Source organism: Ornithinicoccus hortensis, assembly GCF_006716185.1.
GTDB lineage: Bacteria > Actinomycetota > Actinomycetes > Actinomycetales > Dermatophilaceae > Ornithinicoccus > Ornithinicoccus hortensis.
On record NZ_VFOP01000001.1, the window covers coordinates 512,086 to 533,649 of the forward strand.

At 73.6% G+C, this 21,564-nt stretch carries 17 protein-coding genes; 11 read left to right on the forward strand and 6 right to left on the reverse strand.

From position 1 onward, the window contains the following. Positions 1 to 4: 4 nt before the first annotated feature. Positions 5 to 883, reverse strand: a complete 879-nt coding sequence (gene rfbA / locus FB467_RS02350) for a glucose-1-phosphate thymidylyltransferase RfbA (protein WP_141783663.1) — start codon at positions 881 to 883, stop codon at positions 5 to 7. Positions 884 to 930: 47 nt separating this feature from the next. Between rfbA and rfbB the strand changes: the two genes are divergently transcribed. Both rfbB and FB467_RS02360 read left to right on the forward strand, forming a co-directional pair. Beyond that, positions 931 to 1,941: a dTDP-glucose 4,6-dehydratase gene (rfbB, locus tag FB467_RS02355; RefSeq protein ID WP_141783664.1), complete on the forward strand. Its 1,011-nt coding sequence runs from the start codon at positions 931 to 933 to the stop codon at positions 1,939 to 1,941. Between the two features lie 8 nt (positions 1,942 to 1,949). Continuing rightward, complete coding sequence (locus FB467_RS02360) at positions 1,950 to 3,362, forward strand: sugar nucleotide-binding protein (RefSeq protein ID WP_141783665.1); 1,413 nt, start codon at positions 1,950 to 1,952, stop codon at positions 3,360 to 3,362. A 13-nt stretch (positions 3,363 to 3,375) separates the two neighbouring features. Here FB467_RS02360 and FB467_RS02365 read toward each other — a convergent pair whose 3' ends face one another. Both FB467_RS02365 and FB467_RS02370 read right to left on the reverse strand, forming a co-directional pair. Beyond that, positions 3,376 to 6,453: a glycosyltransferase gene (locus tag FB467_RS02365; protein ID WP_141783666.1), complete on the reverse strand. Its 3,078-nt coding sequence runs from the start codon at positions 6,451 to 6,453 to the stop codon at positions 3,376 to 3,378. Continuing rightward, positions 6,450 to 6,854: a hypothetical protein gene (locus FB467_RS02370; protein ID WP_141783667.1), complete on the reverse strand. Its 405-nt coding sequence runs from the start codon at positions 6,852 to 6,854 to the stop codon at positions 6,450 to 6,452. Before FB467_RS02370 ends, FB467_RS02365 begins: the two co-directional genes overlap by 4 nt. Positions 6,855 to 7,007: 153 nt before the next feature. Between FB467_RS02370 and FB467_RS02375 the strand changes: the two genes are divergently transcribed. Further along, positions 7,008 to 9,053: a glycosyltransferase family A protein gene (locus FB467_RS02375; protein ID WP_141783668.1), complete on the forward strand. Its 2,046-nt coding sequence runs from the start codon at positions 7,008 to 7,010 to the stop codon at positions 9,051 to 9,053. Here FB467_RS02375 and FB467_RS02380 read toward each other — a convergent pair. Further along, on the reverse strand, positions 9,022 to 11,271 hold the full coding sequence (locus FB467_RS02380) for an acyltransferase family protein (RefSeq protein WP_141783669.1): 2,250 nt from the start codon (positions 11,269 to 11,271) through the stop codon (positions 9,022 to 9,024). The two genes, FB467_RS02375 and FB467_RS02380, sit on opposite strands and share 32 nt — an antisense overlap. Before the next feature lie 22 nt (positions 11,272 to 11,293). On the opposite strand from FB467_RS02380, the gene FB467_RS02385 reads away from it, so the two are divergent. Further along, on the forward strand, positions 11,294 to 12,346 hold the full coding sequence (locus FB467_RS02385; RefSeq protein ID WP_141783670.1) for a hypothetical protein: 1,053 nt from the start codon (positions 11,294 to 11,296) through the stop codon (positions 12,344 to 12,346). On the opposite strand, the gene FB467_RS02390 is transcribed toward FB467_RS02385, so the two are convergent. Further along, positions 12,318 to 14,483, reverse strand: a complete 2,166-nt coding sequence (locus FB467_RS02390) for a glycosyltransferase family protein (RefSeq protein WP_141783671.1) — start codon at positions 14,481 to 14,483, stop codon at positions 12,318 to 12,320. The two genes, FB467_RS02385 and FB467_RS02390, sit on opposite strands and share 29 nt — an antisense overlap. A gap of 141 nt (positions 14,484 to 14,624) precedes the next feature. On the opposite strand from FB467_RS02390, the gene FB467_RS02395 reads away from it, so the two are divergent. The 7 genes from FB467_RS02395 to FB467_RS18390 all read left to right on the forward strand — a co-directional run bounded on the left by FB467_RS02395 (position 14,625) and on the right by FB467_RS18390 (position 19,316). Further along, positions 14,625 to 16,133 (forward strand): cell wall-binding repeat-containing protein, encoded by a 1,509-nt coding sequence (locus FB467_RS02395; protein WP_170230526.1) that lies wholly within the window; start codon positions 14,625 to 14,627, stop codon positions 16,131 to 16,133. 40 nt (positions 16,134 to 16,173) lie between these two features. Continuing rightward, entirely contained in the window at positions 16,174 to 16,857 is a 684-nt protein-coding gene (locus tag FB467_RS02400) for a hypothetical protein (RefSeq protein ID WP_141783673.1), read from the forward strand. A 7-nt stretch (positions 16,858 to 16,864) separates the two neighbouring features. After that, the gene (locus FB467_RS02405) at positions 16,865 to 17,440 is read left to right on the forward strand and encodes a MauE/DoxX family redox-associated membrane protein (RefSeq protein ID WP_141783674.1); all 576 of its coding nucleotides are present in this window, start codon (positions 16,865 to 16,867) and stop codon (positions 17,438 to 17,440) included. Beyond that, positions 17,437 to 18,015 carry a hypothetical protein gene (locus tag FB467_RS02410; protein ID WP_141783675.1) on the forward strand — a complete coding sequence of 193 codons (579 nt, stop codon included), beginning with the start codon at positions 17,437 to 17,439 and terminating at the stop codon, positions 18,013 to 18,015. The genes FB467_RS02405 and FB467_RS02410 overlap by 4 nt, the downstream gene beginning before the upstream one ends. Further along, positions 18,012 to 18,545 (forward strand): hypothetical protein, encoded by a 534-nt coding sequence (locus tag FB467_RS02415; protein WP_141783676.1) that lies wholly within the window; start codon positions 18,012 to 18,014, stop codon positions 18,543 to 18,545. Before FB467_RS02410 ends, FB467_RS02415 begins: the two co-directional genes overlap by 4 nt. Before the next feature lie 3 nt (positions 18,546 to 18,548). Further along, positions 18,549 to 18,734 carry a hypothetical protein gene (locus FB467_RS02420; protein WP_141783677.1) on the forward strand — a complete coding sequence of 62 codons (186 nt, stop codon included), beginning with the start codon at positions 18,549 to 18,551 and terminating at the stop codon, positions 18,732 to 18,734. A gap of 66 nt (positions 18,735 to 18,800) precedes the next feature. After that, complete coding sequence (locus FB467_RS18390) at positions 18,801 to 19,316, forward strand: hypothetical protein (RefSeq protein ID WP_153390358.1); 516 nt, start codon at positions 18,801 to 18,803, stop codon at positions 19,314 to 19,316. 15 nt (positions 19,317 to 19,331) lie between these two features. Here FB467_RS18390 and FB467_RS02430 read toward each other — a convergent pair whose 3' ends face one another. After that, positions 19,332 to 21,476: a cell wall-binding repeat-containing protein gene (locus FB467_RS02430; RefSeq protein WP_141783678.1), complete on the reverse strand. Its 2,145-nt coding sequence runs from the start codon at positions 21,474 to 21,476 to the stop codon at positions 19,332 to 19,334. Positions 21,477 to 21,564: the final 88 nt, after the last annotated feature.

Consider the following 21,564-nt stretch of genomic DNA (forward strand, 5'->3'; position numbering starts at 1 on the left):
CCGACTAGGCGCGCGGGTCGGCGGTCTGGAGCAGACCGAGCAGGTAGTCGCCGTAGCCGGACTTGCGCAGCGGCTCGGCCCGGGCGGCGAGCTCGTCGTCGCTGAGGAAGCCCATCCGCCAGGCGACCTCCTCGGGGCAGCCGATCTTCTCGCCCTGGCGTGCTTCCAGGGTGCGCACGTAGTTGGAGGCGTCGTTGAGGGAGTCGAAGGTGCCGGTGTCGAGCCAGGCGGTGCCGCGGGGCAGCACCTCCACCTGCAGCGACCCCTCGTCCAGGTAGGTCCGGTTGAGGTCGGTGATCTCCAGCTCGCCGCGGGCCGAGGGCCGCAGCGCCCTGCTGCGTTCGGTCACGGTGCCGTCGTAGAAGTAGAGGCCGGGCACGGCATACCGGCTGCGCGGCCGGGCCGGCTTCTCCTCCAGCGAGATCGCGGTGCCGGAGTCGTCGAACTCGACCACGCCGTATGCCGTGGGGTCGGCCACCCGGTAACCGAAGACGGCGGCGCCCTCCAGCTCCTGGAACCGGCGCAGCCGGGTGCCCAGCCCCGGGCCGTAGAAGATGTTGTCGCCCAGCACCAGGCCGCAGCCCTGCCCGGCCAGGTGATCGGCCCCGATCAGGAAGGCCTGGGCGATGCCGTCCGGGGACGGCTGCTGGGCGTAGCTGATGGACACCCCGAACTGTGACCCGTCGCCGAGGAGCCGCTCGAACCCCGGCGCGTCGTGGGGGGTGGTGATGACCAGGACGTCGGTGATGCCGGCCAGGATCAGCGTGGACAACGGGTAGTAGACCATCGGCTTGTCGTAGACCGGCAGCAACTGCTTGCTCACCCCGAGTGTGATCGGGTGCAGTCTGGAGCCGGTGCCGCCTGCCAACAGGATCCCGCGCATGGTTCCTGATCCTAACCAGGTAGAGGCCGGGACCTAGGATGAGCGCCATGCAGCGGATACTGGTGACCGGCGGGGCGGGCTTCATCGGCTCCAACTTCGTGCACTATCTGGTCGAGCACACCGACGCCCACGTCACGGTCCTGGACCGGTTGACCTACGCGGCCTCCCCGGAGGCCCTCGAGGGACTGCCCGCCGACCGGGTGGAGCTCGTGGTGGGCGACGTCACCGACGCGGCCCTGGTGGGCGAGCTGGTGGGAGCGCTGACCGGACCGGACGACGCGGTCGTGCACTACGCGGCCGAGTCGCACAACGACAACAGCCTGCGCGACCCCGGCCCGTTCGTGCAGACCAACATCGTGGGCACCTTCGTGCTGCTGGAGGCGGTCCGGGCCCACGGTGTCCGGTTGCACCACATCTCCACCGACGAGGTGTACGGCGACCTGGAGCTGGACGACCCGGAGAGGTTCACCGAGCACACGGCATACCGACCGTCCAGCCCCTACTCGGCGTCCAAGGCGGGCGCGGACCACCTGGTCCGGGCGTGGGTGCGCTCCTTCGGGGTCCGGGCCACGATCAGCAACTGCTCCAACAACTACGGCCCCTGGCAGCACATCGAGAAGTTCATCCCCCGGCAGATCACCAACGTGCTCACCGGCGGGCGGCCCAAGGTCTACGGGGCCGGGGCGAACGTGCGGGACTGGATCCATGCGGCCGACCACTCCTCCGCGGTCTGGACGATCCTGCAGCGCGGCCAGGTCGGGGCGACCTACCTGATCGGGGCCGACGGAGAGAAGTCCAACCTGGAGGTCGTCCGGGCCGTGCTGCGGCTGTGCGGGCGGGACAGCGAGGACTTCGACTTCGTGACCGACCGGGCCGGGCACGACCTGCGCTACGCGATCGACGCGACCCGGCTGCGGACCGAGCTCGGCTGGGAGCCGGCCTATCGCGACTTCGAGGCCGGGCTGGCCGCCACCGTCGACTGGTACCGCGAGCACCGGTCCTGGTGGGAGCCGGCCAAGGACGAGGTCGAGGCCGGCTACGCCGCCCAGGGCCAGTGACCCGCACCATGCCGGCACGGGGACCCGAGCTGAGCGTCCGCAGCACCGCGATCCCGGGGCTGCTGGTCGTCACCATGCCGGTGCACGGGGACTCCCGTGGCTGGTTCCGGGAGAACTGGCAGCGCGCCAAGATGGTCGCCGAGGGGCTGCCGGACTTCACCCCGGTGCAGCACTCGCTGGCCTACAACGCCGCCCGGGGCACCACCCGCGGGATCCACGCCGAGCCGTGGGACAAGTTCGTCTCGGTGGCCTCCGGTCGGGCCTTCGGCGCCTGGGTCGACCTGCGGGAGGGCCCCAGCTACGGCGCGGTCCACACCGAGGAGCTCACCGAGGACACCGCGGTCTTCGTGCCGCGCGGGGTCGGCAACTCCTACCAGACCCTGGTCCCGGACACCACCTACTCCTACCTGGTCAACGACCACTGGTCGGCCGACGCCGCCTACACCAACCTGAACCTCGGGGACCCGACGGTCGCCGTCCCCTGGCCCATCCCGCTGGAGCAGGCGGTCCGCTCGGAGAAGGACCTGGGCCACCCGTCCCTGGCGGACGTCAGGGCGGTACGCCCGCCGGGCGTGGTGATCCTCGGCGGCACCGGGCAGCTCGGGAAGGCGCTGGCCGCGCAGTTCCCGCAGGCCCGGGTGCTCGGCCGCGCCGAGTGCGACCTGGCCGACCCCTCCTCGGTCGCCGCGCTGGACGTGCCGCGCGGCGGGACCGTGCTGAACGCCGCCGCCTACACGGCCGTGGACGCCGCGCAGACGGCGCAGGGTCGGGCCGCGGCCTGGGCGGCGAATGCCACCGGTGTGGCCGCCCTGGTCCGCCGGGTCGCCGAGCAGCGCGCGACGCTGGTGCACTACTCCTCGGACTACGTCTTCGACGGCACCGGCGGTAGTGGACCTGACGGCGCCTACCTGGAGGAGGACCCGGTCGCCCCGCTGGGCGTCTACGGGCAGTCCAAGTTGGCCGGTGACCTGGCGGTCGGCACCCTGCCGCGCCACTACCTGGTGCGCACCTCGTGGGTGGTCGGGGAGGGCGCCAACTTCGTGCGCACCATGCAACGGCTGGCCCGGGACGGGGTGCGCCCCACCGTGGTGGACGACCAGGTCGGTCGGCTGACCTTCACCACCGAACTGGCCCGCGCCACCGCCCACCTGTTGGCCGGCGACGCGCCGTTCGGCACCTACAACGTCACCTGCTCGGGGACACCCACCAGCTGGGCCGAGCTGGCCGGTGCCGTCTTCGAGCACGAGGGACGCGACCCGGGCGACGTCACTCCCGTCAGCACCGCGGACTACCTGTCCGGTCGGACCGGTGAGACCGCGCCACGACCCGCCGTCAGCACGCTGCACCTGGGGCGGATCGAGGAGACCGGATATCGGCCGACCGACCAGGCCGCCGCGCTGCGCGACTACCTCGCGGGGTAGCGACTGAGGGCCGCTAGCCCGCGGGCAACGACTGGGCGCTGCCTGCCCCGGCCGCGGCCGGAACCCGCAGGGCGACCGGGCCGGTCCGGGCGACCCACGCCACGGAGCGCCAGCCCTGCGGTGCCGGCAGGTCCGTCGGCACGGTCCGCGCGGGAGGATCCAGTGTCGCCGGGGTGTCCCCGGGCTCGTCCCAGAGCAGCTCGGCCACGCCCTCCCGGACGCTGAGGACCACGGGCACGGACGGGGGGACCTGCGCCAACAGGCGCTCGGTCACCCCCTGCGTGCCGTCCGGACCGAAGTCCGCCAACCCCTCGCGCAACCAGCTCCGGACCTGCTCCTGCGCACCCGCCTGGTGGACCACCGCGAGCAGGTCGAGCTGCTCGGCGTCGGCGACCGAGCGGATCGGTACGGTGCGGAGCTCCCAGGGCCCGTCGGCCACCTGCACCTCCACCGGACCCGTGGCGCGAGCCGGGCTCTGCACGGCCGGTCGCACCCGCAGGTCGAGGGGGCCACCGGCGGGCTCCCGGGGACCGGTCTCGGTCACCGGGTCGGGGCGGTCGACAGGCTCGCCCCGGTCGGCGGCGAGCTCGGCGAGCCGCGCGACGAACCGCTGGTGCCCGAACTGTTCGGCGACCAGGCGCTGGGTCCGGGTGACCCGCTCGGCGTATGCCTCCGGGTCGGCGACGTAGCGGGCGATCAGCGCCTGTGCCTCCCCCGGCAGGGCGTAGTCGAGCACCTCGCCGAAGGTGTCCCGGTGCTTCGGGTGCGCGATGGTCAACACCCCGCTCGCCGCCGCCTCGAGCAGGGTCCGCCCGAACGCCTCGTGCATGTGCGGGTTGTCCAGGTAGAGGAAGAAGTCCAGCCCCGCCAGGAACTCGGTGACCTCGATCTGCTTGTGCCGCATGACGACCCATTCCTCGGGCAGGTCCTCCAGCCCCAACCCCTCGTCCGCGGCCAGCCGCCGCAGGGTGCTCCGGGCCCCCATCATCCGGATCTCGTAGCCCCGGCCGAAGGTGTAGCCGCGGCGGATCTCGGCCAGCGTGGGGGCGAACTTGAGGACGTCGTCGCGCGAGTAGCGACCGATCACCACCGGTCCCTCCCCGATGGTCGGAGTCCCCCGGTCGCGCACCTGCCACTGGGTGGGGTCGATCAGGCCGAGGTTGTCCCAGGTGGTCATCCGGACGTCGGGGTCCTGCTCGCGCAGCACCCGGCGGATTGTCGGTCCCTGCGGCACCCACAGCGGCTCACGGCCAAAGAGTTCCCGGGTGCGTTCGGTGACGTCCGAGACCACGTAGCGCTGGTCGCTCCCGTCCGGCTCCAGCGGTGCCTGGTTGGCCATGATCAGCACCTGCCGGGCCCGCACGACCGAGCGCCCGCGCGCCGGGGGGTACTGCAGGATCGGCGGGTAGCGGATCAGCAGGACGTCGATGTCCACGTCGTCGTCGGGGTGGATCCACTCCACCTCCCCGTTGTTGACCAGCTCCAGGATGGCCGCGCACAGCGGGTCGTCCTTGGTAGTCATGAACCGGAACGCCTCCAGGTGCATCACGCACACCCGCAGCCCGGCAGCCCGGGCCGCGGCGAGTTCCTCGAGCATGGAGCGCTGCGGGCCCCCGAACCGGCGCCAGTCACCGGCCAGGCACAGGTCGAAGTGCGGCGGCGGGGCGAGGTCGGGCGCGGCGGGCTTGGCCCAGCGGCGCGGCTCGGGGAACAGCCGCGGTCCGGTGGGGTCCAGGAACGGCTGGGTCTCCCCGGCCTTGATCCGTTGGTGCCAGGGCCGGTAGGCGCACTTGTAGGCGTGCCGGGCACCGTGCCGCCACCCGCGGGAGAACTCACTGGAGGACAGCGTGTCCCCGCCCCGCAGGAAGGTCATCACCGCCGGGATGTCCCGCACCCGGCCACCGAAGGCGGCGGCGATGCGGGTGGCGTACTCGGTGTCGGCGCTCTTGCTGGTCGGGTCGAAGTAGCCGATCCGGTCCACGACCGGGTCGACCCGGATCATCAGCGACGGGGCGGAGGTGACCCGCGGCAGGTAGCCGGGGCGGTTCAGCTCCAGGTCCTCGCTGACCCGGACCCCCTGCCCGCGGGTGGCCATCAGGCCGGGCTTGGCGAGCAGCAGCTGCACGCTGCGCTCGATGGCCTGCGGGTGCAGCCAGTCATCGGAGTCGAGCACGGTCAGGAACCGGCCGGTGGCCTGACGCATCCCGGTGTTGCGGGCCCGGTAGGTCCCGCCGTTGACCGTCTTGCGGATCACCCGCACCCGCGGATCGAGCGCCGCCGCCCGGTCCAGCACCGACCGGTAGTCCTCCCCCGAGGCGTCGTCGATAACCAGGATCTCCAGGTCCGTCCAGGTCTGGCGGGCCAGCGAGCGCACCGCGGTGAGCAGCGGTGGGCCGGGCCGGAAGGTGCTCATCAACACGGTGACCCGGGCGGGTGTGGGCACCGGCTCCAGGTCGGGGCAGGTCAGCCGGTCGAACGGCGGGAGGTCCTCCCCCTCCGGTTGCGGCTCCAGCGAGAGCGGGGCCAGGTCGCCGCCCTCCAGGGCCGTATGCAGTGTGGCCAGCCACTCCCGCTCGTCCAGTCCGTCTCCGGGGAACAGCGCCGGGTTGGTGAGGTCGGCGGCGACGGCGGCAGCCATGGGTGGCCGGATCGCCTCGTGACCCACCAGGTCGAGGGCGGCCGTCCGGTCCCGGTCGGCCACCCGCAGCTGCAGCAGTAGCTCGAGGCACCGGGGGCGCAGCTCGGCCAGCACCCCCGTCGCGTGGACGGCTTCCAGGGCCGCCCGTCCCTGGGCCCGCTCCTCCGGGAGACCGGTCTGCAGCGCCAGCACCTGGCCGTAGCTGGCGACCCACCCGGCCGCCATGTCCGGCCCGAGCACCGGCCAGGGGTCACCGCCGGTGAGCCAGCGGGTCAGGTCCTCGGGGGTGTGTCCCGGCCAAGCGAGTTCGGCGAGGATCTCGCGGGAGTGGACCGACTTGGTGCGCAGCGCCGTCGACACAAAGACGTTCGGGTCCTGCTCGGTGAACCGGGCGTGGTCCCGGGCCACCTGCAACCGGGTCGCGAGGACGGGGCGGACGCGGGGCTCGCTCACGCCTGCTGGTCGGATCGGGGCGGAGTCGCCGCACGCTCGTCACGGACCAGGGCCACGGCCTCGTCGAGGGAGGTCTGCAGCCGGTCCATCCGCCCGACGTACTGGGCCTGCAACACCTTGACCGCCCCCACGATGTCGACCTCGGACACGGCCGGGCTCTGCGTCGCGGCGGGCTTGGGAGCCTTCGGGGCCCGGCTCGAGCGCACCACCTCACCGCGGATGTAGGGCCGCAGCGACCGGACCCGCCGGTCGGCGTCGAGGGCGACCAGGAGGGTGGCGCTGAGCAGGGCCATCCCCGCCAGCACGACCAGCCACCACAGTTCGAGGAGGGAGCCGACGAGTCCGATGATCGAAAGTACTGCGGCGACCCCCGCCCCCGCGAGCAGGTACTTGGACCTCACCCGGTGTCCCTTCCTCCGTCTGCGGTGCGGCTCGCGTGGCTGGCACCGGACCGCTCGTCCAGCCCGTATCGTAACGCGTAATCACGGCGCACCGACCCACGACGCCCGGGGCCGGGCGATCCCGGGCGGGGACGGACAGGGAGGCAGGCAGCAGTGGCGAGGACGACCCGCGGCGACGGCGACACGACCTCCCGCAAGGTGCCCCGGGTGCGGCTCGACGACCGACCGGATTTCTGGACCACGTGGCGGATCTGGCACTCCGCCACCGCGAAACACCCGGACGGGCTGGCCCACCTGGCGCTGCGCACCAAGTCTCCCCTGGTGCTGGACGCGCTCGCGCTCGCCGCGACGGAGGGCCGCTCCGACGCCGCGGCGCTGAGCCTGCTGGCGGAGCTCGACCCCGACCTCCCGGCCCCCGCCATCTGTGCCCGCCGCCGCAACTTCCGGGCCGCTGCCGGCCTGGCGCTGGCCTGGTCCGGCCTGGGCCGGGACGAGGCCGACCTGCGGGCGGCCGCCACGCTCTACCACCGGATGTGGGAGCACGACCGGTTCCGCCAGCTGCCCGCACCACACCACCAGGCAGCCGCCCAGGTCTTCTTCCTGACCGGGCGGCACGAGGAGCTGCGCTCCCTACTGCCGGCGCTGCGCAAGCTGCCACCGACCATCCGCCGCTTCCTGGAGACCGACCTCGCCCACCCCTACCTGACCGGCGGGCACCCCTCTGACGAGGCCCACACCGCGTGGGAGCAGCGGCTGTCCGCCCCGTTCACGAAGGCCGGGCTCGCCCCGCTGCGGGTCGGCACACCCTCCTGGGCCCGGGAGGCGGGCACCGAGCCCGAGCACCTCTTCGACCGGCTCTGCACCGATCCGGTCCCGGCCGCGCCGGAGGCGTCCGACGGGCCGCTGGTGACGGTGATCATGCCGTGCTACCAACCGGACGAGGGCCTGCTCGGCTCGATCGCCTCGATCAGCGCGCAGACCTGGGACAACCTGGAGATCCTGGTCGTGGACGACGCCTCCGGCCCGGAGTATGCCGACCTGTTCGCTAAGGCGGTCGCCAGCGACGACCGGGCCGCGCTGGTGTCGGTGGACCGCAACGGCGGGAGCTACCTGGCGCGCAACGCGGCGCTGGGGGTGGCCAAGGGTGAGCTGATCACCTTCCAGGACGCCGACGACTGGTCCCACCCGCAGCGCATCGAGCAGCAGGCGCAGCTGCTGCTGACGGATCCCTCGGCGCCGGCCAGCATCAGCCACGCGGTCCGCGCGATGGACGACCTCACCCACCAGTGGTTCGGCTACCGCGCGGTCCGGTCCAACGCCTCCAGCCTGATGGTGCGGCGCGAGGTCTTCGACCGGATCGGGCCGTTCGCCCCCATCCGCAAGGGGGCCGACTCCGAGTATGCGGAGCGGATCGCCACGCTGGCCGGCCCGGTCCGGAGCACCAAGTCGCCGTTGGCGGTAACCCGGCTGCGCACCGGCACGCTGTCCCGGGGCGACTTCACCTACCAGTGGACGACTCCGGACCGCCTGGTCTTCCGCGGGTCCTACCGGGCCTGGCACGCGGCGTTGGCCGACCAGGAAGCGGCCACCCCCGGCGCCGGCACCACCCAGGGGACCGCGGAGCCGCCGTTCCCGGTGCCCCGGGCCTGGCTGCGTGGTCTGGACAACGCCCCCACCTGGGACCGTGTCGACCTGGCGTACCTGGACGACTTCTCGGCGGCGCCCGCCGACCGCCCCGTCCCGGACCCTGCCCAGGACGAGCCCGACGGCCGGACCGGCCTGTGGCACCTGGAGGTGCCACACCCCGAGGACCCGGAACGCCCGGAGATGCACCCCGAGTGGTTCGCCCGGATGGTGGCCGACCAGCAGCTGGTCCCGCTCAGCCGGGTCGAGCAGGTCACCGTCGGGCACCTGGTGGTGCTCGACCCGCGGGTGTTGCTGCTGTCCACCGCCCAGCCGTGCCGGCTGGCCGTGGAGTCGGTGGAGGTGCGGGTGACGCCGGACATGGTCATCCCGGACGACACGGGCCTGCCCCTCGACCTGCTCGCGGTGTCGGACGCCTGCGCCCGGTGGTGGGGGGTGCGGCCCACGTGGGCGCCGGCGGCACACCTGGACGAGGGCGGCCGGGAGGAGCTCGCGCAGGCGGCGCCCGGCCTGGTCCGCCCCGTCAGCGGCGGGAGACCTCCGGGTCCTCGATGAGCGGCACCAGGAACTCGGCGAGCGGCTCGGCCAGCACCATCACGTAGGTCGCGGTGATGTGGGAGCCCGCGCGGTAGGTGAGGACGTTGCGGTAGACCCCGATGCAGGTGCCGTCCGGGCACACCCACGGGTCCATGTCGACGAAGTGCGCCCCCTGCGGGATCCGGTCGACCGCCTCGCGCAGCACCGTCGACCCGGCGCTGGTCTCATACGGCCAGGAGCAGGCCAGCTCGAAGTCCTCCGGGTGCTCCGCCACGCACTCGTACACCGGGCCGATACCCCCCGGCTGGGGCGTGTCCGACAGGGCGACCACGGTGGTCCCCCCGTCGATCAGCGGCTGCCAGTAGCCGACGAACCCCTCGACGATGCCGTTGGCCGTGTCCGCGTCGTCCGCTCCCCGGGCGGTCCCGCGCACCGAGGAGGTGATCAGCACGTCGGGCCGCGCGGGCCCGGACAGCTCCTCGAAGACCGCCTGCCCCCACTCGCGGCAGGTCTCGTAGGGCTCCCCCTGGCTGGAGGTCATCGCGTCGGTGAAGGCGCAGGCGCTCTTGGTGTAGACCCGGATCCGCCAGCCGTTCTCCCGCCCGATCGCGTCCAGCGCCGGCAGCCACTGGCCCGCCTTCGAGTCCCCGACCAGGGCGATGTCGGTGTCCCCGTCCGGGTCACCGGCCGTGCAGTCCCGCAGGTCCACCTCGTCCGCGGCCAACAGGCACCCCTCCAGCTGCGGCGGGCCGTCCTCGACCGCGACGACCGGGTCCGGCGTCAACTGGTCCACCAGCGGCTCGCTGGCGACGTCCTCGGCCGACGGCGGGACGGGTCCCGGGTCCGCCTCCACGTCCCCACCCGCCGTGCCGCCACCCGGGTCACCCGGCCCGGACGAGCCGAGCTCGGCCCCCAGGACGGCGCTCCCGGTCGTGCCCCGGCCGGACCCGTCGAGGTTGCCCGGCTGCACCTGCGCGGTCCCCGGCGACGGGACCGAGGAGGCCGCGGCCAGTCCCAGCAGGACCCCGGAGAGCAGCCCGGCCAGGCTGGCGTTCAGGCCCACGGAGAGGGCGAACCGCGGCGAGGTGCGCAACCCCTCGGCATACCGGATCGGCCGCTCGACCAACCGGTAGCTCAGCCAGGCCGGCAGCACCGAGGCCAACACCACGGCCAGACCCGCCCACGGCGTCAGCTCCCCCCACTGCCACTCGGCGATCCGCAGCGCCGGCCAGTGCCACAGGTAGAGCGAGTAGGACAGCCCGCCGACCCAGACGGCCGGCCCCAGCCCGAGCACCGCCAACGGACCCCACGGCGCGGCGTTGAACCCGCCCACGATGACGGCGGCGGTGCCCAGGACCGGCACCAGGGCCGCCCACCCCGGCCAGGCGGTGCCGGTGTCCACGACGAGCGCCGACCCGATGACGGCGGCCAGCCCGACCCACCCGAGCAGGCCGCCCACCCACTGCCAGCAGCGCTCCCAGGCCCCCGCGCCGATGGCAACCAGCGCCCCCACACCGAGCTCCCACAGCCGGGTGGGCGTGACGAAGAAGGCCTGCTCGGGACTCTGCGCGGTGTAGTAGAGCGACCAGGCCAGCGACGGCAGCACGATCAACCCGGCCATGCCCAGCGCCAGGGCCGCCCGACCAGGCCGGTCGGACACGCTGCGGTGCAACCCGCTGCGCACCGCCCGGTCCCGGATCCGCCGCTGGCGACGGCGGGCCAGCCAGACCAGGCCGAGGATCACCAGCGGCCAGACGATGTAGAACTGCTCCTCGACCGCCAGCGACCAGAAGTGCAACACCGGTGAGGGGTCGACGTCCTCGGCCAGGTAGTCCACGGAGCGCGCCGCGAAGACCCAGTTCACGACGTAGAGGGCGGACGCCGCGATGTCCCCGGCGATGCTCTCCCAGCGGACCCGCGACACCATCAGCCACGCGGCGACCGCGGTGACCACGAGGACGACGGCCGCGGCGGGCAGCAGCCGTTTGGCGCGCCGGCCGTAGAACCGCAGCAGGCTGACCCGTCCCTCCGCGTCCACCTCGCGCAGCAACTGCATGGTGATCACGAACCCGGAGACCACGAAGAAGACGTCGACGCCGAGGAACCCGCCGCTGGGCACCGCCAGCCCGGTGTGGTGCAGCAGCACCAGGATCACCGCCAGGGCCCGCAGCCCCTCCACGTCCCGGCGGAACCGCGACCCCGTCACGTCCTGGGGTCGGGGATCACTCGTGGTCACGGCAGGCAATAGTCTCACGATCGTGAGAGTGCTCGCCCTCTGTCCGCTGTGGCCCCCCGTCGCGGGGTCCGTGCCGCTCCAGGCCGCCGCCCGGGTCGCGCAGGTCGCGGGCGGGTCCCCGCTGGACCTGATCACCGGCCCCGCGCCGTCCCCCGGTGACCCGACCACGCCCGTCCCGACCGCCTCGCCCGCCCGCTCGCACGCGCTCCCGACGGGCACCGTCGACGACCAGGTCACGGGTGCCTGGGCCCGGATCGGGGCGTGGGTGTCCGGGGACTGGGACTACGGGCTGGTCTGCAGCGGGCCCGGTGACCCGTGGGCCCACCTGGTGGCCGCGAGCCAGAAGATGCTCCACCCCGACACCACCTGGCAGGCGCACCTCGTGGCCCCGGCGCGACGGCACGGACGTCGCCCCGGGCCCCTGACCGGACCGGTCCACGAGTCGATCCGCGCGGCCGCCGCCGGGCACGGCGTGGAACTGCCGGACAAGCACCCGGCCGAGTGGGCCGAGCTGCTGATCGGCGCCCTGGCCGACGAGGTGGTGTGCGGCTCCGAGCGGCTGGCCGAGACCTACCGCCGGGCCAGCACCAACCCCGCGGCCGGGCACACCGTGTGGCACGGCTCGCCGTGGCCCGACCTGACGCGTGCGCGACCGGACGATCTCGGCGACGGCCCGCTGGACCTGGTGCTCTGCGAGCAGGACGAGGGCATCGCGACCTGGGTGCTGGAGGCCGCCCTGGAGCTGTCCCCGGAACGGGTCCGCAGATCGGTCTCGCTGACCGTGCTCGAACCGGCGCGGACCCGCACCCGGGAGGGCCTGGAGCGGGCGCTGGCCGCGGACCTGCTGGTCCTGGCGGACGGACCCGCCAAACCGGACCCGTCGGGCGGGTTGGTCGCGCCCTACCCGGCCGGCCTGCTGCTGGACCACCCGCAGGTGCCTCCGACCTGGGTGATCGCCCGGGACGGGTCGGACCTGGATGCGCGGCCCACGGCATACCGGAGCCCGGCGGAGCACCCGACAGCAGCCATGTTGGTGCTGGACCGGCTCACCCGGGCAGCAGCGGCCCCAGGATGAGTTCGCGGTAGCGCTCCGCGGCCCGTGCCGGGTCGAACAGCCCCACCGCCTCGACCTGCGCGCGGCGTCGGGCGTCCTCCCACGCGGCGGGGTCGGTGACCGCGCGGACCCTGGCCTCCGCCTCGGCCAGGTCCGTGACGACCCAGTCCGGGGGGAACAGTGCGCGGGCCCCGCCCAGGGATGCCAGGAGCGGCCACTGCCGGACCACCGGCACGGCACCGGAGGCCGCCCCCTCGACCAGTCCCAGGTGCCAGGACTCCCGCCTGCTGGTGCTGAGGATGACCCCGACCCGCCGGAGGTGCCGGGCGATGTCGTCGGTCCACCCGACGAACTCGACGCGGTCCCCGATCGCGGGGTCGAGCAGGCGCCGGCGGACCTCGTCGTTGTAGGTGACGGACCTTCCGGAGAAGCCGTGCCCCAGGTCGGCACCGATGAACACCATCCGCCAGGAGGGCTCGCGGGCCAACAGGTCCAAGGCCCACAGGGGGTCCTTGACCCGCCGCCCCCAGCCGATCATCCCCAGCGTGGTGCGGGCCTCCTCCCCCTTGGGCCGGTCGACCTCGGCCAGGGCGGCCAGGTTGTCCACCACGTCCACCGGCACCTCGGCACCGATCGCCCCCAACAACCGGACCACCAGGGACCGGAGCGGCTCGCTCACCACGAGCACCTGGTCGACGGCCGTCCAGTCGACCAGGTGGAACCAGGGGTCGAGCGCGTCGAGGCTGTGGATCCGGATCACGAAGCGCACGCCGCGGGGGACGAGGTGCGAGGCCCACACGGTGAGCCGGTCCGCCCAGTCGGAGAAGACCGCGTCGGTCCGGCGCAGTCGCGGCACCAGCGCGTCGCGGATCTCCTTGTCCAGCGCGTGCGCCCCCCACGGGTCCGGCTCGTCGGCCGCCGGCCCGCAGCCCCGGAGCACCGCCAGCGCCTCCAGCACCTGCGGGTCGGGCAACCGCTGCCCCAGGAACCGGGCGATCTGCCGGGGACCCCGCACCTGCACGGAGGCCACCTCCGAGAGGGCCGCCACGACCGGGGGGTGGAAGGTGCCGTAGGCCCCCCCGAGGACGAGCACCCGGGGGCGGCCGCCACCGCGCTTGCCCGGCGTCACCACGGGTCGGCTCCCGCCGCCGACCAGTTCGCGCATCGTCGCGCTGGACCACAGCGGGCGCAGGAAGTCCGCGGTGTCCTCGACCAGGGGACTGCTCAGCGTCTCCGCGTGTCGTTCCCGGTGGAAGGTCACCCCCAGCGCGTCGGCCAGCCGGTGCCGCGCACCGAGCCGGTCCCCGTCGGCGAGCGCCCGGTCCGCGCCGGTCAGCGCGGCCTGCACCGCCTCGGCCAACTCGGCGTCGTCCGGGGCCTGCGCATCGTGCTCGACCACCCAGAGCAGCGCGTTGGCCCGCAGTGCAGCCAGGCCTGTGGTGCCCACCTCCGGGGACTCGCGCAGCCGGGCCCAGGGGCCGAGGGCGTCCACCACGGTGAGCACCAGGTGCGCGGCCTCCAGGGGCCCGAGCACCGAGGGCAGCCAGCGCAGCGCGTCGGCCAGGTCCCCGGTCGGCAGCAGGACCGGCGGGACCCCGGCCGCGCCGGCCCGCCGGGCCAGCGCCCGGAGGGACGCCACCTCAGCCTCCTCCGCGGGACGCCGCTCCGGGCGGGCCGTCACGAACTCCCAGAGCTCCGAGACCAGGTCCGCGAGCGCCCGGGCCCCCTCCCGCAGCCGCGGGTGCTCGGCATACGGGACGAGGGGGGTCCCCTCGTACAGCTCCGGCACGAGCCCCAGCGCCCGGTCGGTGTCCTCGTCGAGGCTGACCACGAGGTCGGCGCCGCGCAGCATCCGGTGCAGCGTGCGGTCCCGCTTCAGGGTCCACAACCAGTCGGGGTCCAGCCCGGCGCGCCGGGCCGTGACGGCGGCCGCGGCGCGGACCACGGTGGCCCGCAGCGCCGCCCTTCCCCCGGCCGGTGCCGGGCGCAGCTCGCGGACCGGGTAGCCGACATCCCCGACCGGCTCCGGGCAGCCTCCGCGGAGCCGGACGGTGAGCTTCGCGTCCTGCCACGGCAGGCCGGAGCGGAAGGCGGAGGCACGCGAGGCCAGCAGGAGCACGGTGCGCTCCCCTGCGTCCTGCCGACTCGTCCGTCCCACGTGGGCAGTCTGGCATCCCCGGGGGGACGGGGCCGGTGCCGACGGCCACCGCAGCGGCAGATTTCCCGCGGTCCTATGCAACGTGGGGGTCCTCCGATAGCGTCTTACGCCTACCACTGTCTGCCGAGGGGCACGAGTTTCATGAGACACAGCAGGGTGCTGGCCGGGGGCCTGTTCGCCGTCCTGATCGGGGCGTTCGCGCTCAGCCCGGGGTCCGCCGACCCGGTCGATCCCGCGGAGTCCGCACCGCAGGCCTCCCGGAGCGAGGTCCGGTGGGACGCGGGGCTGGCCGGCACGGCCCCGTGCCCGGAGGGCACCACCCGGGCGAGCAGCCGACTGACCGAGCGGTTCAACACCGGCATCCCGCAGAACCAGTTCAACAACGGCTTCTACCGCGCCCAGGGTGGCCTGCACGGCGTGTCCGCCCGCTCCGACGTCGACGGCAACGACCCGACCGACTGGATGTTCACCGACTGGGCGACCGCGCCGGTCGGCGCCCAGACGATGCTGGCCTTCGCCACCAAGGGCAACGCCGCCAGCACCCTGGCCCGCGCCAACGTCAACTCGGTGCAGAAGCAGGTCCCGATGGGCTCGTCCTGGCGCGGCCTGGTCTACGACATCACCGCCGCCACGGACGACGAGGACGGCCGACTCGGACCCTGGTTCGAGCACAAACGGGCCTCAGGGAAGAGCCAGACCTGGTGGCTGGAGAACATCCAGATCTACACCTGCAGCAAGAACAACACCACCCGCTACAGCGGGTCGGACCGCTACGCCACCTCGGCGGCGATCTCGGGCCTGCTCAAGGCCGACGTCGACGTCGCCTACCTGGCCAGCGGCACCTCGTTCCCCGACGCGCTGACCGGCGCGGCGCTCGCCGCCACGACCGACAGCCCGGTGCTGCTGGTCAAGAAGACCGGCATCCCGGGCAGCGTCCAGGCCGAGCTGACCCGGTTGAACCCGGACCGCATCGTGGTGCTGGGCGGCAAGTCCGCGGTCAACGACGCGGTGCTGAAGTCGGCCGAGCGGTTCGCCCGCAGCGGCGAGGTCACCCGGTTGTCCGGGGCCGACCGCTACCAGACCTCGGCGGCCATCGCCGCGCTCTACCCGGACGGCCTGGACCGGGTCTACATCGCGACCGGGCGGGACTACCCGGACGCGTTGGCCGGCGGTGCGCTGGCCGGCCGGTTGGACGTCCCGGTGCTCTACACCAGTCCGGACGGCATCCCTGCCGTGGTCGCCGAGCAGCTCGAGCGGATCAACCCCGGCAAGATCGTCGTGCTCGGCGGCACCAGCGCGGTGCCGGAGGACCAGATCGGACAGCTGCGCGGCTACACCCGCAGCGGCACCGTCGACCGGATCGCCGGCTCCGACCGCTACGCCACCTCGGCGCTGATCGCGCGCGGGTTCCCGACCGGGCTGCCCCGGGTGTTCGTGGCCACCGGCCAGGACTTCCCGGACGCGCTCTCCGGTGCCGCCGTCGCGGGCAGCCAGGGGGTGCCGGTCCTCCTCACCCGCTACGCGGAGCTGCCCAGCACGGTCCGCAACCAGATCTCCAAGGCCGACGCCAACGCGGGGGTGGTCATCGGCGGGCAGGGCTCGGTCAGCCCGCTGGTCCGTGACCAGCTCGGCGCCGTCGTCCACAACTGACCCGGCCGGACCCGACCAGACGAAGAGGCTGACCGACACCATGCGCAAGAACCGCCGACTCCTCAACGGTGACCTGCTGACACTGCAGGTCCCGGACGCCGCGGCACTCCCGGGCTCCACCGCGATCAGCGTGCTGTCGCTGGACGACCACGAGCTGGAGGTCAACTCCGGCACCGCCGCCGACCTGGAGTTCTACCTCTCCATCTCCGGCAGCCAGCTCACCGACGAGGTCACCCTGCGGGACGGCAGCGCGCTGCGCTACGGCCGGCACGGCGCCGACCCGGCCTCCGGGTTCGTCTTCGCGGTCGCCGTGGGCGAGCACCACGTCTACGGCTTCACCGTGCCGACCATGGACATCGAGACGCTCACCAGCTACCTGGCCGGCGTCACCTTCCGGCCGCACGAGGACGGACCGACGCTTGAGCTGTCCGGGTCGGTGACGTGGTCGCAGTACCGCACGCACACCGTCGCCCAGGTGGTGGACCTGAGCGAGGGCCAGGGCTTCCTGCTCGACGTCCGGCGCACCCGCACCGGTGACATCGCCCGCGACGGGGCCGGCATGGAGGTGCCCGGCGGCTGGCTCACCCGATCCTCGACGGAGGAACGGCACGCGTATGCCGTGCTCGAGGCCACCGACTTCGTCAGCTACGGCATCCCCGGCAACCAGGGCGACGTCGACCTGGTGGCCACGGTCCTGTCCGGTGTCACCACGGAGCTGGGATGAGCCCGCGATGAGCGTGCTGTCCCCCGCCCTGCTGGGTGCCGTGGCGCTGGTCCTGCTGGCCTCCGCCGCCGGCCACCTGCGCCACCCGGTGGCCCTGCGGTCCGGTCTGCTGGTGCACGACGTCCTCCCGGCCGCGCTGCACCGACCGGTGTCGGTCCTGCTGCCGGTGGCCGAGCTGACGCTCGGGGCCGTGGCGCTGTGGGCGATCGCCGGGCCCGGTGACCCGGTGCTGCTCACCCGGCTCGGCGGCGCCGGCGCCGCCCTGCTGTTCGCCGGCTTCACGGCCTACCTCCTGGGGGTGCTGCGGACCCGGCCCGAGCCCGGTGTGCCCTGCGCCTGCGGGGTCGGGGAGGCCTCGGTCGGGCCGGTGAGCGTGGCGCGGGCCGGGCTGCTCGCCGGCTTCGCCGCCGTCGCCGCGCTCACCGCGGGAGGGTGGACGTTCACCACCCGGCCGACGCCCGAGGTCGTCGTCACGGTCGCGGCCGCGCTCACCCTCGCCGTGGCCACCGCGCTGCTGCCGGCCGCCCGCGAGGTGCCGGCCGACCTGACCCTCACCGACCTGGCGGCGGGTGGTGCCCGGTGAGCTTCCTGACCTCCGCCGTGATCCTGGCCTGGGTCGCCATCGTGCTGCTCGCCCTCGGCTTCGCCGGGATGCTCCGCCAGGTCATGCTGCTCAGCAACCGTCGGCTCGGCGGGGACGGGCAACCCACGGGCGCCCCGCCCGGCGGGGGCACCGCCCGCAGCACCCGGGACCTCGTCGGCTTCCGGCTGCCGCCGCACGGGGAGCTCGCCGCGCTGCCGGACCCGCAGGCGCACCGCACGGTGGTGGCATTCGTGTCCCCCGGCTGCCCGTCCTGCACCCAGACGCTCCAGGGGCTCGCCGCGGCGCCGGACGTCGCCGCCGGCTCGGTCGCGGTCGTGGCCGTGTCCACCGGCAGCTGCGAGCCGGCCGAGGCGGCCTTGGCCGGCACCGGCCGGTGCATCCCGCAGGGCCGCCCGCTGCTGGACCAGCTGCACGTGCCGGTGACCCCCTACCTGGTCGCGCTCGATGCCAGCGGCACGATCGTGGCCGCCCTCCTGCCGCAGGAGGACACCGACCTGGCCGGCTGGCTCCGGCATACCCGAGGATCCATGACGCTCACCGAGGAGTCACCATGAGCAACACCCCGGGCAGCCGCCCGACGATCCGGTTCGAGGACCTGCCGACGGCCGACGAGGCGCGGCTGCGCAAGCGGCTGCGGCCCCGTCCGACGCGCCGCACCTTCCTCGGCTCCGTGCTGGGGGCCGGGGCCGCCGTCGGGCTGAGCTCCCTGGTGCTGGTGAACCGGGCGACCGACTCCGCGCAGGCCGCGTACTGGCAGGACTGGACCAACACCGCGACCGGGCCGTGCGCCACCTATGCGCGGGACCACACCGAGCGCGGCATCCAGTGCGGCCCGTCCCCGATGTGCACCACCAAGTCCTGCTGCTGGAAGTACCGCAACGGCGCCGGCAACCTGGTCGGCTGGCACAAGAGCGCCCCCGGCTCGACCGGCTACTACACGCACCGGCCGGACGACTGCTGGAACAGCACCTACGACTCCTGGCACTGGAACTTCAGCGACGGCTACACCTACCGCTGCTCCGACGGGTGGACCTGCAGCGCCGGCGGCTCCTGCAGCAAGTCCATCTGCCCCTGGCCGATGTAACGCGTGGTCGAGCACACCGTCGGGCCGGCGCGCCGTTGGGCGGCCGACCCCCTCGTCCTGCTGGGCGCGACCGGGGTGGCGACCATCGCCCTGGTCCTCGTCCTCCTCACCGGGGGCGACCTGCCCTGGCAACCCCCGGCGATGCTGGGCGTGGTCGCGGCCGGGTTGGCCCTGTCCGGCTCCACCTGAGGCCTGAACAGCGCCTGGTCGCTGGTGGCCTCGGTCCGGGGCCGTTCCGTCCAACTCCGCCTGTGGGTGGCCTTCGCCCTCGGCTGCACCGTCGGTGGCGCCTTCACCGGGGTCGTCCTCGGGGTGTTCTCCGGCCTGCTCTCACCGCTGACCGCGGGCCTGCGCCTCGGGCTGTTCGTGCTGGCCGCCCTCGCGCTGGCCGTGCTCGACCTGGTCCAGCCGGTGCTGCGGCTGCCGCAGCGCAAGGAGCTCATCCCGCAGGAGGTCTTCCACCGCGGCATGGGGCGCGGCGGGTTCCGGTTCGGCCTGGAATACGGCTGCGGCTTCCGCACCCTGGTGCCCTCGGCCGCCTCCTACATCGCCGCCGTCTTCCTGCTCTGCGCGGTGCTCCCGCTGCCGTATGCCGTCCTGCTCGGCGCCGTCTTCGGGCTGAGCCGGAGCCTGGCGGTGCTGCAGTACGTCCTCCTCGGCGCCCCGGGCTGGCAGGCCTTCCTAGCCCGGCACAGTCGCCTGCTGGAGCGGGCCGGGTCGCTGGTGGCCCTGGCCGCCCTGGTGGCCTCGGCCGTCCTGCTGCTGGCCTGAGCCGGGGCGGTCCGGTCAGCCGGTGCCGGCGAGCTGGTCGAGCACCTTCTGGGAGACCGCGGACTTGCCGCCGACCACGACGATCGCACCCGGCTTCAGGTCGTTGAGCACGGCGCGGGTGGCATCGGGCAGGCTGTCGGTGCGGGTGAGCAGCATCGGGCCCTCGGTGAAGCCGGCCCGGGCCGACCCGGACAGCGCGTCCGGATAGTCCCGCCCGGTGGAGACGTAGACCACGTCCAGCCCCGTCGGGTAGTAGGCGGCCAGCTCCGCCGCGGTCTCGTAGCGGTCCGACCCATAGACCCGCTGCAGGTTCTTGGTGACGGTCAGGTTCTTCAGCTGGTTGGCGACCGGGTCACTGACCGCCTCCGCGCCACCGAGCACGACCACCCGCTGCGGCCTGATCGCCTGCATGGCGCTGACCGTCTCGCTGGGGACGCTGTCCTGCCGGGTGAGCAGCACGGGGCCGTTGTTGAAGGCCGCGCGGGCCGACCCACCCATCGCGTCGGGGTAGGTGTCACCGGTCGCGACGTAGACCACCGGCACGTTGCTGCCGAACTTGCGGGCCAGCGCGCCGGCCGTGGCGTAGCGGTTCTCCCCCGAGATCCGGGTGACGGAGCCGGCCGTGTAGCCCTTGAGCTGGTTGACCACGCTGCCGGAGATGGCCTCGGAGCCGCCGACGACCACGATCGAGCTGGGCTTGAGTCTGGTCAGCTCGGTCTTGGTCTCCTTCGGCAGGGCGGTCTTCGGGGTCAGCAGCACCGGGTTGTTGGTGGCCCCGGCGCGGGCCGACGCCGCGAGGGCGTCCGGGAAGTCCTTGCCGGTGGTCACGTAGGCCACCCTGCCCGTCGGGTAGGTCGCGGACAGCTTGGCGGCGGTCGCGTAGCGATTCGCCCCCGCCACCCGGCTCACCGGGGTCTTCGGCGGGCTCGCGGGCGGGTCGTCCGGGATCCCGACCTGGAGCATCTTGGCCCAGGTCGCGTTGTCGAGGACGCCGGTCACCGGGACCGAGTAGTCACCCTGGTACTCCAGCAGCGCCGCGAGCGTGATCGGCCCGAAGCTCCCGTCGACGTCCCCGCCGGTGAAGCCGAGGTGTTGCTGGGCGATCTTGACGTAGTTGTTCACCGCGTTGGGCAGCACGACCGGGTAGGGCGAGTACGGCGGGTTGGGCAGGTTGGTCGGGCACGGGGAGGTGCGGCGCGCGGTGTAGCGCGGGGCATACTGCCCGGCGTAGACCCGGCAGGTGCCGTGGTCGATCGTGGTGACGGGGGTGCCGGTCCACCACGAGGTGCGCTTCATCGCCCCGTCCCAGGTGAAGCTGATGTGCAGGTGGTCGGTGTGCGGGCTCGGCCCGGTGTAGTCCTTCCAGGAGCCCGGGTCGTACATGTACCAGGACTTGCGGTTCCAGATGATCGACATGACGCCGAACCGGCGGGCCATCTCCCCGTTGTTGGCGCTGAGCCACTGTGCCACGGAGTCCCCGATGGCCTTGTCCGCCGGGTCGTAGACGTTCATCGCCCAGTCGAAGGCGCGGCCCTCGTAGTGCTGGCTGTTGTCGCCCGCCAGGCAGGTGCGGCTGGTCGAGTAGTAGGGGCGGTTGTAGTGGCTGCTCACCAGCGCCGCGAAGGCGAGCATGCCCGGCTTGTTGTTGGGGTCGCAGGCGTAGGTGTACTGCCACGGCGACGCGGCGTCCAGGGTGCCGGGCAGCGATTTGGTCGGCGGGGCGGGGACCGCGGTGGTGTCGGCGTCGGTGCCGAACTGGGCGAGGTAGCCGGTGTCGGCCGACATCAACTCCTCGGGGGTGGACGGCGTGATCTCCTCGGCGGGCCGCTCCACCAGCCACTCGGCCGGGATGTCGGCCGGGTCCGGCGGGGAGCCGACCCAGGCCAGCGGTTCGTCCACCGGGAGGACCGGCCCGGCGGACGCACCGTCCTCCGGGCCTACGACGAACGGGTCGGCCGGCCGCTGCACGGCCTCGAGGTAGTGCGTGCCCTCGGCGAAGGTGTCGCCGTAGTCCCCCAGGGACTGGTGGTCGTGGCCGTGGTCGTCACCGGCCAGGTCCGCGGGGTCCAGCGGATCGGCCAGCGCGCCCGGTGCGGCGCTCACGAGGGAGGCGACCAGGGCGCTGGTCACCGCGGTCACCAGGGTCCGTCGAGACGTCACGGACGGGGAGGGGTGGGGGTGCGCCAGCGACTTCACAGCAGGGGCCTTTCGGACCGCCGGATCCATGGGAAGGGACGTGGCGGCAGTG

Excerpts from the sequence above, each read along its gene's own strand:
- rfbA (WP_141783663.1), bottom strand. The coding sequence starts at position 883 with ATGCGCGGGATCCTGTTGGCAGGCGGCACCGGCTCCAGACTGCACCCG.
- rfbB (WP_141783664.1), top strand. The coding sequence starts at position 931 with ATGCAGCGGATACTGGTGACCGGCGGGGCGGGCTTCATCGGCTCCAAC.
- FB467_RS02360 (WP_141783665.1), top strand. The coding sequence starts at position 1,950 with ATGCCGGCACGGGGACCCGAGCTGAGCGTCCGCAGCACCGCGATCCCG.
- FB467_RS02395 (WP_170230526.1), top strand. The coding sequence starts at position 14,625 with ATGAGACACAGCAGGGTGCTGGCCGGGGGCCTGTTCGCCGTCCTGATC.
- FB467_RS02400 (WP_141783673.1), top strand. The coding sequence starts at position 16,174 with ATGCGCAAGAACCGCCGACTCCTCAACGGTGACCTGCTGACACTGCAG.
- FB467_RS02405 (WP_141783674.1), top strand. The coding sequence starts at position 16,865 with ATGAGCGTGCTGTCCCCCGCCCTGCTGGGTGCCGTGGCGCTGGTCCTG.
- FB467_RS02415 (WP_141783676.1), top strand. The coding sequence starts at position 18,012 with ATGAGCAACACCCCGGGCAGCCGCCCGACGATCCGGTTCGAGGACCTG.